This window comes from Bradyrhizobium barranii subsp. apii, from assembly GCF_011516635.5.
In the GTDB taxonomy this organism is placed as follows: Bacteria; Pseudomonadota; Alphaproteobacteria; order Rhizobiales; family Xanthobacteraceae; genus Bradyrhizobium; species Bradyrhizobium barranii.
On sequence record NZ_CP096255.1, the window covers coordinates 3,052,375 to 3,065,041 of the forward strand.

The window sequence follows — 12,667 nt, forward strand, 5'->3', positions numbered from 1 at the left end:
GCAGGAGTTAGGAGAGCCGATGTTTCGGACATGAGCACGATGGATATCGCCGCTGCTTCGTCGATACGCCGCGACGAGACGGTGCAAATTGCGTTGTTGCTCGCCTTCGCCGGCGGCTATCTCGATGCCTACACCTGGATCATCCACGGCGTGATGGCCAACGCGCAGACGGCCAATCTGGTTCTGCTTTGGGTCTATGGTTCGATCGGCAACTGGCCGGAAGCGCTGCATTTTGTCCCGCCGATCCTCGCATTCGCGGTCGGTATCGTGGTCGCAGCGTGGCTTCGCCGGGCGACCGGAGACCGTGCCAGCGCCATCAGCACGTTGATCGAAATACTGCTGCTGATTGCCATCGGCATCTTGCACAATCGCCTGCCGGACCTCGCCGGCACGCTGGGCATCTCGTTCGTCGCCGCCATGCAGACCGCGGTCTTCACCAAGGTCGAAGGTGTGGCCTACAGCTCGGTGATGATTACCGGCAACATGCGGCACGCGATTGAGAGCGTGTTCGCCGCAGTCTCAGGAGGCGGTTCGTTTCGGCGCCCCGGCATTTTTGCCGCACTATGCGGCACTTTCGGCTTTGGAGCCGCCGTCGGCGCCTTCGCGACCAAGCAGATTCCAAATCTGGCGCTTGGTGTCCCCGTGATCGCTCTCCTGATCGTGCTGCTGGGCTGCGAAGCCAACCGCGCCGAGGCCCGCACATGAACACGTTCGGGCCGATATCGCGATTCTTTCCGCCCGCGACCTGGCTTGCGGACTATCGCAGCGCCTGGCTGCGTCCGGATGCCATCGCCGGCATCACGCTCGCGGCCTACGCCATTCCGGTGTCGCTCGCCTACGCGGCGCTGGCCGGATTGCCGCCGCAGATCGGCATCTATGGCTATATGCTTGGTGGGATCGGCTACGCGCTGCTCGGGTCGTCGCGCCAGCTTGCGGTCGGTCCGACCTCCGCGATCTCGCTGATGATTGCGGCCACAGTCGGGGCGCTGGCCGGCGGAGACGCGGCGAAATATGCCGAGATCGCGAGCCTTGCCGCCTGCGCGGTGGCGCTGTTGTGCCTGATCTCCTGGCTGTTCAAGCTCAGCATTCTCGTTCGCCTGGTCAGCGACAGCATATTGGTCGGTTTCAAGGCCGGCGCCGGGCTCACCATCATCATGAGCCAATTGCCGAGCCTGTTCGGCGTCGCCGGAGGCGGTCACAATTTCTTCGATCGCGCCATCAAGCTCAGTGGTCAGCTCGGCGACACGAAGCCGCTCGTTCTGGCGATCGGGGCGATCGCGCTGGTGCTCCTGCTGCTCGGAGAACGGCGTCTGCCGGGAAAGCCGGTCGGACTCACGATCATGGCGCTGTCGATCGTGTTTGCGACGCTGCTTGGCCTTGCGTCCCTCGGGGTGCCGGTCACCGGGACGATCCCCGAAGGGTTGCCGGCGATCGGAATACCGAGATTTGGTCTGCTTGAGCCCGACGAACTCTTCCCGCTGGCCGCGGGATGCGTGCTGCTGGCCTATATTGAAGGTGTGTCTGCGGCCCGCAGCTTTGCCGCCAAGCATGGCTATGCCCTTGATGTCCGGCAGGAGTTTTTGGGCCTGGGGGCGGCGAACCTCGTCGCCGCATTCGGCCACGGCTATCCCGTCGCCGGCGGCCTGTCGCAATCCGCCGTCAACGACAATGCGGGCGCGCGCACCCCCCTGGCGCTGGTGATCTGCTCGGCGACGCTCGCACTGTGCCTGCTGTTCTTCACGGGGTTGTTGACGAATCTGCCCAAGGCCGTGCTGGCGGCTATCGTCGTTGCGGCCGTCTACAGGCTGGTGGACATCCGCGCGCTGTTGCGGATGTGGCGCGTCAGCCGGTTCGATTTCTATGCGGCGGCGATTGCGCTCGTGTCCGTGCTGCTCCTTGGGATCCTGCAAGGCGTCCTGCTCGCGGCCATCGCGTCGATCGTCCTGCTGCTGGCACGCGCCTCACGTCCGAATGTCGCGTTCCTGGGACGGCTGCCCGGGACCGGCCGCTACTCCGACAACGCGAGGCACGAGGGTGTCGAGCCGCTCGTCGGCGTCATCGCCTTTCGACCCGAAGCTTCGTTGCTTTACATCAACGCCGAAACGATCCTGGAGTCGGTGCTGGATGCCTTGCTGAGATCGGTCGATATCAGGCTGGTGATTTGCGACCTCTCCGCATCGCCTTACATCGATCTGGCCGGCGCGGGCATGTTGCGCGACCTTTACGATGAGCTCGCCTCCCGGCATGTCGCCTTCTGCATCGTCGGTGCGCATGCGCAGCTGCGCGATCTGTTGCGGGCGGAGGGACTGGCGGAGAAGACTGACAGCGGCGACTGGCTGCGGTCGCTGGACAGCGTTCTTGGCGATGCCCAGCCCAACGATGCCCGAGGAACGGTCTGATCTCTCCGCTGCCCTCCAATCGGTCGGCGACGGCCTATTGCGTTGCGAAGAGGCGTCACGGCCGTGCTCCCCGCCCCGGCATATCGCGCGACCGTTGACTTGGATCAATAGAGCAAGCGGCGCTGCACTCACGATCCGGCATCACTCATGCCCTACGGCTTGATATGGATCGGGAGTGAAACATGTCCAAAGACGCCAAGCCCGCGCAGAAGCGCATCGATCAGTTCCTGTCTGGCCCCGGTGGACGGGCGGACGACTGGCGCGATCTGGTGGAAGCGGCAAAGGTGTGGGCCCGCGGCGGCGATCGTGCAAAATACGATGCCGCGCTGGCCGATCTGTCTGTGACGGAAGAGTTTCACGGCTATCCCGGTCTGCAACTGATGGGGGCCCTGCGGGAAGCAGCCGCCACTGGCGATGCGGCAACGTCGCTCGCCCTCGCGACGCGGCTGACACAGGCCCTGACGACGAGGTCCTTCCGCCAGCATACCGGCGACTGGAATGTGAATGATGAGGACAATGGCGACGCCTCCGATCTGGTGCCGCAGATGTTCGGGCAGCACACCGCGCGTCGCCCCTACTTCGAAACCCTGATCGTCACCGGCCTCTCGTCCGCCAAATGGCTCGCGCTCGCCAACGAATGGCGCAAGCTGCGGCGTCCGGTCGATCAGTTCGTCTATGAGCCGGTCATCGTCGGCAGCCTCGAAGACGCCTTCTGCGCCACGATGCTGAACCCCAACATCGCAGCCGTCGTCATCAACGAAGGCTTCACCCTGCGCTCGCGGCACGATGCCCCGGTGCTCCGCACGTTGACGGCATCGGCGGGACTGAATGACGAGTCCGACGCGTCAGCGCTCCGGCTGGCCCAAATCGTCAAGCGGGTCCGTCCCGAGCTCGACCTTTATCTCATGTCCAACCGCGACGTGGAGGAGATGGCCGGAAATCCGGAAGCAAACGTCGTTCGCCGCATCTTCTATTCCATCGAAGATCTGCTCGAGCTGCATCTCTCGATCCTCGAAGGCATCCAGGACCGCTTCGACACGCCGTTCTTCGACAATCTCAAGAAATATGCGCAGCGTCCGATCGGGACGTTCCATGCGCTGCCGATCGCGCGCGGCAAATCGGTTTTCAAGTCGGACTGGATTCGCGACATGGGCGAATTCTACGGCTTGAACCTGTTCCTGGCCGAGAGCAGCGCGACCACCGGCGGCCTCGACAGCCTGCTGGAGCCGACCGGAACCATCAAGAGAGCGCAGGACAAGGCGGCGCGCGCGCTTGGCGCGGATCGCGTGTTCTTCGTGACCAACGGTACCTCGACCTCGAACAAGATGGCGGTGCAGGCGCTGCTCGCGCCCGGCGACATCGCGATCGTCGATCGCAACTGCCACAAGTCGCACCACTACGGCATGGTGCTGGCCGGCGCCCAGCCGATCTATGTCGAAGCGTTCCCGATGACGGCATATTCGATGTATGGCGCGGTGCCGCTGAAGACCGTCAAGCAGGCCCTGCTGAATGCGAAGGCGGATGGCCGGCTCGACCGCGTCAAGATGCTCGACCTGACCAACTGCACTTTCGACGGTCACATCTACAACACCCGCCGGGTGATGGAGGAATGCCTCGCGATCAAGCCCGACCTGATCTTCCTCTGGGACGAAGCCTGGTTCGGCTTTGCGCGCTTCTCGCCTTACCTGCGGCGGCGCACCGCGATGGGCGCCGCCAATGAGATCGAGGCCTGGATGCACAACCCGAAATCGGTCACGGCCTACGAGAAGCAGCAGGCCGAGCTCGGCAAGAACCCGTCGAACGAGGTGCTGCTCAAGACCCGGCTGATTCCCGATCCGCGTCAGATCCGCCTGCGCGTCTACCAGACCAACTCGACCCACAAGTCGATGTCGGCGATCCGGCAGGGCTCGATGCTGTCGGTCAAGGACGTCGAATTCCATACGGTCGAGCAGCAGTTCAAGGAGGCGGTGTTCACGCACGCATCGACCAGCCCGAACCAGCAGCTCATCGCGAGCCTCGACGTGTCGCGGCGCCAGATGGAGCTCGAGGGCTATGGTCTCGTGGCCAATGCGATGGAGATCGCGTTCGCTATCCGTAATGCGGTCAACAACAATCCCCTGATCTCGAAATATTTCCGCATCCTTGGTGCGGACGCGATGGTACCCGCGCAATACCGCCAGAGCGGCTTCACCGACTATCTCGCGGCCGGCACGAACTGGGCGAACATCCTGAAGAGTCTGGACGACGACGAGTTCTGCCTCGATCCGACCCGGATGACGCTGGTGTGCGGCACCGCCGGTTACGACGGCACGCAGTTCAAGGGCATCCTGGCGAACGAGTACAACATCCAGATCAACAAGACCTCGCGCAACTCGGTGTTGTTCCAGTCCAACATCAACAACACCCGCAGCGACGTCGCGCATCTGGTGAGGGTGCTGGCCGAGATCGCGGGCGAGGTCGACCGCGGACTTGTCCAGGGTGGCGCCAATGCGAAGAAGACATTCGAGGCGCGGGTCAAGAGCCTGATGACCGACGTGCCCGACCTGCCGAACTTCTCGCATTTCCACGATAGTTTCCGCGGCGATGCCGGCACCAAGACCAACGAGGGCGATATCCGCAGCGGCTTCTACTCGGCCTATGACGCAGCCGGATGCGAATATATGCGGCTCGGCGATCCCGAGATCGACCGCCGCCTGAAGGCCGGCCCCGATCTCGTCTCGGCCAGTTTCGTGATCCCGTATCCGCCGGGCTTCCCGATCATGGTGCCGGGCCAGGTCATCACCCAGGAAACCATCGACTTCATGCGCAAGCTCGATGTGAAGGAAATCCACGGCTACGACGCCAAGGAAGGCTTGAAGCTCGTACGCACCGAAGCCTTGGCGAAGATCGGCCGGCCCAAGCCGGGCGCCACGCCGAAGCTGAAGGCCGCATCATAACAGGGGACGGTCATGCAAGGCTTTTTCACGTTCTTGCAGCAGAACCCGTTTCTGCTGCTGTTCTTCGTCGTTGGCCTTGCCGTCTGGATCGGCCGGGCCAGCATCAAGGGCTACGGCCTCGGCATGGTCGCCGGCGCCATCGTGGTCGGCGCCGGGCTGGCGGTGTGGGCCTCGACCTACGGCGTGAAGCTCGAGCTCAACAACTTTGCAAAGAGCTTGTTCTATTACCTCTTCATGTACGGCGTCGGCCTGCGCGTGGGGCCGTCCTTCATCAACAGCCTGAAGGGCGATGGCCTCAAGTTCTGCATCTTGGCGCTGGTGTCCAGCGTCCTTGGTCTGGCGCTCGTCGTCATCTGTTCAAGACTCTTCGCGCTTCCGATCGGCGCGGCTGGCGGCATGCTGGCGGGGTCGCAGACCATGTCGGCCGCAATCGGCTCGGCCGAGCAGGCGATCACCTCGGGCGTCGTCAAGCTTCCTGAAGGCATGAAGCCCGAGGATGCGTCGGGCATGATCGCGCTGTCCTACGGCATCACCTACATCTGGGGTACCGTCGGCATCATCCTGATCTGCAAGTACCTGCCGCGGTGGTGGGGCGTCGATGCCAAGGCGGCGGCCAGGCAGTACGAGAAGGAGTTTGGCGTCAAGGATCTCGAGGGCGGCGGCCTGACCGGTTATCGGCAGTTCGGTCTGCGTGCCTATCGGCTGGAAAATCCGACGCAGGTCGGCATGAGCATCGCCAAATTCCGCTCGATCCATCCGGAGTACCGGATCGTCAACGTGGCGCGCGGCGGCGAGCCGCAGGGAGCCGATCCTGCGTTCGTGCTGCAGAAGGGCGACGTCGTCGCGCTCGGCGGCTCAACGGAGCATCTCACCGACAAGATGGGCCTGATCGGCCCCGAGGTTGCCGACACCACGGCGCTGGGCATTCCCATGGATCAGGCCGACATCCTCGTCACCAACAAGGAGATGGTCGGACGCACCTTTGAATCCTTCCGCGACACGGCGATCGCCGGCCAGTTGCAGGTCACCAAGGTCGAGCGTGGTGGTGTACCACTTGCCGCCGGTCTCAAGACCGAGCTGCAGCGGATGGACATCGTCTCGGTAGTCGGCCTCAAGTCGGCCGTCAACGAACTCGGCGAGATGTGGGGACGCATCGCGCGGACCAATACGTCGACCGACCTGCTGACGCTGGCCGCGGGCATGATCCTCGGTTTCTTGATTGGCATGATCGAATTTCCGGCCTTCGGTGCCAAGATCGGTCTCGGCAATGCCGGCGGTCTGTTGCTGTCGGGCGTGATCGTGTCGTCGCTGGTCTCGCGGCTGCGCTTCTTCGGCAATACGCCGAACGCGGCGCGCAACGTGCTGGAGGACCTCGGTCTCGTGGTCTTCGTCGCCATCGTCGGTGTCAATGCCGGTGCCGGATTGCTGGCGCAGCTTACCGGTGCCGTTGCCTTGAAGATCTTCGTCGCCGGCTTCATCGCCTGCACGATCCCGCCGTTCATCGTCTGGGCGATCGGCTATCACGTCTTCAAGATCAACCCGGCCGTGCTGATGGGCGGCGTTGCCGGTGCGCGGTCGCACTCCGGCCCGTGCCGCGAGGCCGCGGTGGAGATCCAGAGCTCCGTGCCCTGGATCGGATTTCCGGTCGGCTACGCGGTGTCGGGCATCCTGCTCACCGTGTTCGGTTACTTTGCGATGATCCTGGCCTAATAGCTCGACGTCATAACAAGAGGAGAACGTGAGACATGAGAAAAGTCGCCATCTATGCCGCCTTGGCCGTCTCGCTCGCGGGCGTCGCCGGTTTCAGTACGTCATCGCGTGCCGACACCGGCCAGGTTGCCGTGGTCTTCACCAAGGGCGGGTTCATCGTCGGCGTCGGTGGCGGCGAGGGCGTTCTGCTGTACCGGGGCAAGAAATATCCCTTCACCGTCTCAGGCATGAGCGTCGGCTTCACGATCGGCGCCTCGACCACCAAGCTCGTCGGGCGCGCACTCAATCTGAGGGGGCCGGAGTCGATCGAAGGCTCCTACGCGGCGGGCGGCGCGGGCGGCGCGGTTGCCGCGGGCGCCGGAGCCGTTCAGTTGCAGAACGGCAATGGCGTCATCCTCCAGCTCAGCGGGCCGAAGGTCGGCGCGGAAGTATCGGCTGCGGTTGGCGGCGTCACGATCCGGCTGAAATAGGCCCGGGAGGGCGCTCAAGCTAAACGGGCTGCGTCATCGCAGCCCGTTTAGCGTTTCAGTAGCGTTCCTCGACGAACTTCAGGCCGCGCAGGCTTGCCTGGTCGTTGTAACGTCCCTTGTGGGACCGTGGCGGAAGCTTGACCTTCTCCCGCTTGACTTCCTTGTAAGGGATAGTTCTCAGGATGTGCGAGATAACGTTGAGCCGCGCTCGCCGCTTGTCGTCGGAGCGGATCAGTCGCCACGGTGCATGCTTCGTGTCGGTCGCCTCGAACATCATGTCACGCGCGCGCGAGTAATCGTACCAGCGCCCGAACGACTCGGTGTCCATCGGGCTCAGCTTCCACTGCCGCAGCGGATCCTCGATACGCGCCTTGAAGCGGAGCTCCTGCTCCTCCATCCCGACCTCGAGCCAGAGCTTGATCAGGACGATGCCGGCGTCCACGGCGAATTTCTCGACCAGCGGACACAATTCCAGGAAGCGCTTGTGTTCGGTCGGCGAGCAGAAGCCCATGACGTATTCAACGCCGGCGCGGTTGTACCAGCTGCGGTCGAAAATCACGATCTCACCGCCGGCCGGGAATTGCTCGATATAGCGCTGCAGGAACAGCTGGGATTTCTGCCGGTCGGAGGGCGCGGGCAGGGCGCAGACACGGAACACGCGCGGGCTCACCTTTTCGGTCAGCGCCTTGATGGTCCCGCCCTTGCCGGCCGCGTCGCGCCCCTCGAAGATGATGATCACCTTCAGTTTCTGGGCTCTGACCCATTCCTGAAGGTGACACAACTCGACCTGGAGTTTTTCGAGCTCCTTCTCATAGTCCTTCCGCTTCATCCGCTCCACGGGCGCGTCATTGGCCATGCTCAATCACCCCAGGAAATGGTCACGCCGATGTCGCCGGGAACACCGCCTGGAAAATCGATGATCTGATACGCGATGCGATAGCCGCGCGGTTTCAGGTAATCGCTCCAGAGCTGGAAGATTTCCTTCGGAATTCCGGTCAGGGTGTTCTCCCAGCCCGCTTCCATCTGATTGATAGCGCGGCCCTTGTCGGTGCACAGCGTGTTGGGGAAGCGATAGACCTGAACCTCGGTCAAGCCGTTCCGCACCGCACGCTGGATGATCGTCGAGGCGAGCTTGATCTTCTCGTCCTCGGTCTTGCCAGAAGGCTTGCTGAGGCGTTCAATGAGGGCGTGTTTCTCGGCTTCGGCGGCGGCGGCAAGGCGCGCATATTCGTCGGCCTTCGCTGCCTCCTTGAGGGCTGCTTCCTTGCGGATCTGCGTGGCACTGGGGATGAGATCATCGATGCCGGGCATGGCAGGCGGCTCCTGTTGTTGCACGTCAACTTTCAGGCGAGGCTAGGTGGGGCCGTTCCAGGCCCGTTGATCCAAATCAAGCAATTGCGCCACCCGATACCGACACTGCATTCGACGCATTCAAGTGGAAACGCGCCTGTCGAGGAGAGAACGTTGAGCGAGCAACTTCATCCGATGGCCCCGCATCATCTGCCGTTCTATCTCGCGCCGGGAAGCGGGGTGGACCCGCTGATGGTGGTGATGGGGATCTTCCTGATCGGCACCGTGCTCTGGGTGGGCACGCTCTATTGGAAGCTGCACAGCCTGCCTGAGCGCATGGCGCACAAGTCGCAGAAGCTGCAATTCGAGATCGTGGCGGTGCTGGGCATCATCTCGCTCTTTACGCACTTGCACATTTTCTGGGTGGCCGGCCTGCTGCTCGCGATGATCGACCTGCCCGATTTCGGCACGCCGCTGCGCAGCATTGCCGGCTCCGTCGAGAGGATCGCTGACGCCGCTCCGGGCGACGGGCGCGAACCCGAGCAACCGAGCCCCCCACCGGCAGAGAAGTCAGTCCCCAAGGAGAAGGAGCGCAGCCATGTTTGAGCTCATGTTCTGCTCCCTTCTGACCATCCTGCCCGACTATCTCTACCGCCGCTATGCGCAGGGCAAGCGCTTCGGCAAGGAGATCACGTTCTTTTCCATCTGGTACGAGCTGCGATGGGGCATCACCGGCTGCCTGATGCTCACGGTGTCGCTCATCACCATGATCTTCTACTTTCACCCGTCAACGACCTCGGCGACGCTGTATTACCGTACGGTGCCGATCCTGCCCGAGGGCTCCGGCCGGGTCGCGGAAGTCAATGTCGGCTACAGCCAGGCGGTGAAGAAGGGCGACGTACTGTTCACGCTGGATAGTTCGAAGCAACGCGCGGCTCTGGAAACCGCCAAACGCAAGATCGCTGAAGTCGATGCGTCGCTGACGAGCGCGGAATCCGACGTGGTCAAGGCCGAAGCGCAGATCCAGGAAGCCAAGGCCAACCTTCAGCAGGCCAAGGATGAACTGGACGTCAAATCCGAGTTGCAGCGTCGCAATCCCGGCATCGTGCCGCAGCGCGACATCGAAAAGCTGCAGGTGCTCGTCGATCAGCGGCAGGCTGGGGTCGACTCCGCCACGGCTTCGAGGCAGTCGGCAGCCTTGCGCGTTTCAACGCTCTTGCCGGCCGAAAAGGCCAGCGCCGAAGCGACGCTAGCCGAGGCGCAGGTGGATCTGGACAAGACTTTTGTCCGCGCCGGCGTTGACGGGCGTGTGGAGCAATTCCTGGTCCGCGCCGGCGACGTGGTCAATCAGCTGTTGCGGCCGGCGGGTGTGCTGGTTCCGGCGGGCGCCGGCCGGCAGAGTCTGCAGGCGGGCTTTGGCCAGATCGAGGCTCAGGTCTTGCAGGTCGGCATGGTGGCGGAAGCAACCTGCATATCGAGGCCGTGGGTTATCATTCCGATGGTCATCACCAATGTGCAAGACTACATCGCGGCCGGACAGTTCCGCAGCGGAGAGCTACTCGTTGAGGCGCAGAATGTCGTGCGGCCCGGTACGATCCTGGCATTCATGGAGCCGCTCTACAAAGGCGGCCTTGACGGCGTGACGCCGGGCAGCAGCTGCATCGTCAACGCCTACACCAGCAATCACGAGGAGATCTCGGCGAAGGAGACCAGCACCGGCCGGGCCATTGTCTTGCATGTCGTCGACGGCGTCGGGCTGGTGCATGCGCTGCTGCTGCGCATCCAGGCGCTGCTGCTGCCGATCAAGACGCTGGTGCTGAGCGGGCACTGAGGTCCCAGGTCGGATTGTTTCGCGAATGGACCGTCCTGCGTGCAGCTTGACTGCGTCCTCGGCACTGTCGAAGCGGCCCAGTTCTCGCTAGAATTGTGGTCCGGAGGCGCCGGAGCGCGGCCGAGGCGGAGGGGAGCGGGCGCATGATCAGGGCGTCGGTCAAGCAGTGGCTGGTTGCGACCACGCTGTTGGGTCTCGGCCTGTTGCTCGCCGCGTGCATGCTGTCTGGGCCCGCGCGAGCCGCTGAGCCCGGCTCGGCTGCGCGCAGCGAGCCAAAGCGCGTGCTGATCCTGCATTCCTTCGGCCGCGAGTTTCGCCCCTGGAGTGAATATGCGCGGAGCATCAAGGCCGAGCTCGAGCGGCAATCGCCCTGGCCGCTCGACGTCCAGGAGCACACGCTGCTCACCGCCCGTTTCAACAGTCCAGGCCCCGAAGCGCCTTTCGTCGATTATCTCGGTTCGCTCTACCAGGGCAGGCCGCCCGATATCGTGCTGAGCATCGGCGCACCTGCGGCGCGGTTCGTGCAGAGATACCGTGCGAAGCTCTTCCCGGAAACGCCGACGGTGCTGACCGTGGTCGAACAACGGCTGGTGAACCGCCTGGACCTCACCGACAATGACGTGGTCGTGTCCGTCCGCAATGATTTCGTGGCGGCCTTCGAGAACATTCTCAAGCTCTTGCCCGATATCAAAACGGTCGCCGTTGTGGTCGGTGCCTCGCCCCTCGAGAAATTCTGGATCGACGAGGTGAAGCGGGAGTTGAAACCGCTGGAAGGCCGGCTCGACCTCGTCTGGTACTCCGACCTGCCGTTTGAGGAGATCCTGAAGCGCGCATCGGTGCTTCCGCCTCATTCCGCGCTGTTCTGGGGGCTGATGTTGGTCGATGCCGGCGGCATTGTCCACGAGGGCGATATCGCCCTGCACAGGCTGCATGCTGTCGCGAACGCGCCGATCTTCTCGTATCAGGAACCTTTCTTCGGCGACGCCAGCGTCGGCGGGCCCATGCACTCCATCGCCGAAACCAGTTCGAAGACCGTCTGCCGCGATCCGGATCCTCGGCGGCGAGAAGCCGGCCCGCATCAAATACGAGCCGATCGGATTCGGGCCGCCGAAATATGATTGGCGGGAGTTGCAGCGCTGGGGGATCGGCGAGAGCAGTCTGCCGCCGGGCAGCGAAATCCTGTTTCGTGAGCCGGCCCTCTGGGATCGCTATCATTGGCAGATGCTGCTGATCGCGGCCGTGATTTTGATACAGGCCGGCTTCATCGGCGGACTTCTGAGCGAGCGCCATCGCCGCCAGTTGGCCGAGATCGAGTCGCGACAACGCCTGACCGAACTCGCCCACGCCAATCGGTACTCGGCCGTCGGCGAGTTGACGACGTCGATTGCCCACGAGCTGAACCAGCCGCTCGGCTCCATTCTGACCAATGCCGAGACGGCGGAGCTTATGCTCAAAGCCACTTCACCCGACATCAACGAGATCCGCCAGATTCTGGCCGACATCAGGCGCGACGATCAGCGGGCGTCCGAGGTCATCCGCAGGCTTCGAAGCGTCCTGAGGAAGCGGCCGTTTGAAATCAAGGACACCGAACTGAACGACACGGTACGGGAAGCAATCGGCCTGGTGACGGCGCTCGCCGACGGGCGCCGGATCACGCTGGCTTACGCGCCAGCCGCTGCGGAGCTGCACGTCAAGGGCGACCCCGTGCAGCTGCAGCAGGTCGTTCTCAACCTGATCATCAATGCGTTGGATGCGGTCTCCGACGCGGACATGAAGAAGCGCGAGGTCGGCGTATCGACCGGGCGCGCCGGGGGCCACGCCGAGATCCGGATCGCCGACACCGGTTCGGGCATTGCGGTCGGCGACCTCGCGAACATCTTCAATCCATTCTTCACGACCAAGCCTCAGGGCATGGGTATGGGGCTCGCAATCGTCAAGACCATCGTCGAGGCCCATCACGGCACCATAGCCGCCGAGAACCAGCCGTCGGGCGGCGCGCTGTTCACGATCAGGCTCCCGATCATCCACTAG

At 63.4% G+C, this 12,667-nt stretch carries 11 protein-coding genes; 9 read left to right on the forward strand and 2 right to left on the reverse strand.

Annotation, left to right across the window (positions count from 1 at the left end; translation table 11 throughout):
• The first annotated feature begins 30 nt into the window (after positions 1-30).
• From HAP41_RS14530 to HAP41_RS14550, 5 genes are all read left to right on the forward strand, one after another.
• Positions 31-705 carry a YoaK family protein gene (locus HAP41_RS14530; RefSeq protein ID WP_063981858.1) on the forward strand — a complete coding sequence of 225 codons (675 nt, stop codon included), beginning with the start codon at positions 31-33 and terminating at the stop codon, positions 703-705.
• A complete protein-coding gene (locus tag HAP41_RS14535) occupies positions 702-2,399 on the forward strand; it encodes a SulP family inorganic anion transporter (RefSeq protein WP_135216470.1) in 1,698 nt (565 codons plus the stop codon). Before HAP41_RS14530 ends, HAP41_RS14535 begins: the two co-directional genes overlap by 4 nt.
• Positions 2,400-2,581: 182 nt before the next feature.
• On the forward strand, positions 2,582-5,335 hold the full coding sequence (locus HAP41_RS14540) for a beta-eliminating lyase-related protein (RefSeq protein ID WP_166100644.1): 2,754 nt from the start codon (positions 2,582-2,584) through the stop codon (positions 5,333-5,335).
• Between the two features lie 12 nt (positions 5,336-5,347).
• A complete protein-coding gene (locus tag HAP41_RS14545) occupies positions 5,348-7,045 on the forward strand; it encodes an aspartate:alanine exchanger family transporter (protein ID WP_063981861.1) in 1,698 nt (565 codons plus the stop codon).
• Between the two features lie 35 nt (positions 7,046-7,080).
• Complete coding sequence (locus HAP41_RS14550) at positions 7,081-7,515, forward strand: hypothetical protein (protein ID WP_063981862.1); 435 nt, start codon at positions 7,081-7,083, stop codon at positions 7,513-7,515.
• A gap of 55 nt (positions 7,516-7,570) precedes the next feature.
• Here the strand turns inward: HAP41_RS14550 and ppk2 are convergent, their stop codons facing one another.
• Both ppk2 and HAP41_RS14560 read right to left on the reverse strand, forming a co-directional pair.
• A complete protein-coding gene (ppk2, locus tag HAP41_RS14555; RefSeq protein WP_085402452.1) occupies positions 7,571-8,371 on the reverse strand; it encodes a polyphosphate kinase 2 in 801 nt (266 codons plus the stop codon).
• Positions 8,372-8,373: 2 nt separating this feature from the next.
• Entirely contained in the window at positions 8,374-8,826 is a 453-nt protein-coding gene (locus HAP41_RS14560) for a hypothetical protein (protein ID WP_028149181.1), read from the reverse strand.
• Positions 8,827-9,000: 174 nt separating this feature from the next.
• Between HAP41_RS14560 and HAP41_RS14565 the strand changes: the two genes are divergently transcribed.
• The 4 genes from HAP41_RS14565 to HAP41_RS50350 all read left to right on the forward strand — a co-directional run bounded on the left by HAP41_RS14565 (position 9,001) and on the right by HAP41_RS50350 (position 12,667).
• Positions 9,001-9,411, forward strand: a complete 411-nt coding sequence (locus HAP41_RS14565) for a hypothetical protein (RefSeq protein WP_063981864.1) — start codon at positions 9,001-9,003, stop codon at positions 9,409-9,411.
• Entirely contained in the window at positions 9,404-10,636 is a 1,233-nt protein-coding gene (locus tag HAP41_RS14570) for an HlyD family secretion protein (RefSeq protein WP_063981865.1), read from the forward strand. Before HAP41_RS14565 ends, HAP41_RS14570 begins: the two co-directional genes overlap by 8 nt.
• Before the next feature lie 143 nt (positions 10,637-10,779).
• Positions 10,780-11,754: a hypothetical protein gene (locus HAP41_RS50345; protein ID WP_321576675.1), complete on the forward strand. Its 975-nt coding sequence runs from the start codon at positions 10,780-10,782 to the stop codon at positions 11,752-11,754.
• Between the two features lie 10 nt (positions 11,755-11,764).
• On the forward strand, positions 11,765-12,667 hold the full coding sequence (locus HAP41_RS50350) for a sensor histidine kinase (RefSeq protein ID WP_321576676.1): 903 nt from the start codon (positions 11,765-11,767) through the stop codon (positions 12,665-12,667).

Excerpts from the sequence above, each read along its gene's own strand:
- HAP41_RS50345 (WP_321576675.1), top strand. The coding sequence starts at position 10,780 with ATGATCAGGGCGTCGGTCAAGCAGTGGCTGGTTGCGACCACGCTGTTG.
- HAP41_RS14530 (WP_063981858.1), top strand. The coding sequence starts at position 31 with ATGAGCACGATGGATATCGCCGCTGCTTCGTCGATACGCCGCGACGAG.
- HAP41_RS14550 (WP_063981862.1), top strand. The coding sequence starts at position 7,081 with ATGAGAAAAGTCGCCATCTATGCCGCCTTGGCCGTCTCGCTCGCGGGC.
- HAP41_RS14570 (WP_063981865.1), top strand. The coding sequence starts at position 9,404 with ATGTTTGAGCTCATGTTCTGCTCCCTTCTGACCATCCTGCCCGACTAT.
- HAP41_RS14540 (WP_166100644.1), top strand. The coding sequence starts at position 2,582 with ATGTCCAAAGACGCCAAGCCCGCGCAGAAGCGCATCGATCAGTTCCTG.
- HAP41_RS14535 (WP_135216470.1), top strand. The coding sequence starts at position 702 with ATGAACACGTTCGGGCCGATATCGCGATTCTTTCCGCCCGCGACCTGG.
- HAP41_RS14560 (WP_028149181.1), bottom strand. The coding sequence starts at position 8,826 with ATGCCCGGCATCGATGATCTCATCCCCAGTGCCACGCAGATCCGCAAG.
- ppk2 (WP_085402452.1), bottom strand. The coding sequence starts at position 8,371 with ATGGCCAATGACGCGCCCGTGGAGCGGATGAAGCGGAAGGACTATGAG.
- HAP41_RS14545 (WP_063981861.1), top strand. The coding sequence starts at position 5,348 with ATGCAAGGCTTTTTCACGTTCTTGCAGCAGAACCCGTTTCTGCTGCTG.
- HAP41_RS14565 (WP_063981864.1), top strand. The coding sequence starts at position 9,001 with ATGGCCCCGCATCATCTGCCGTTCTATCTCGCGCCGGGAAGCGGGGTG.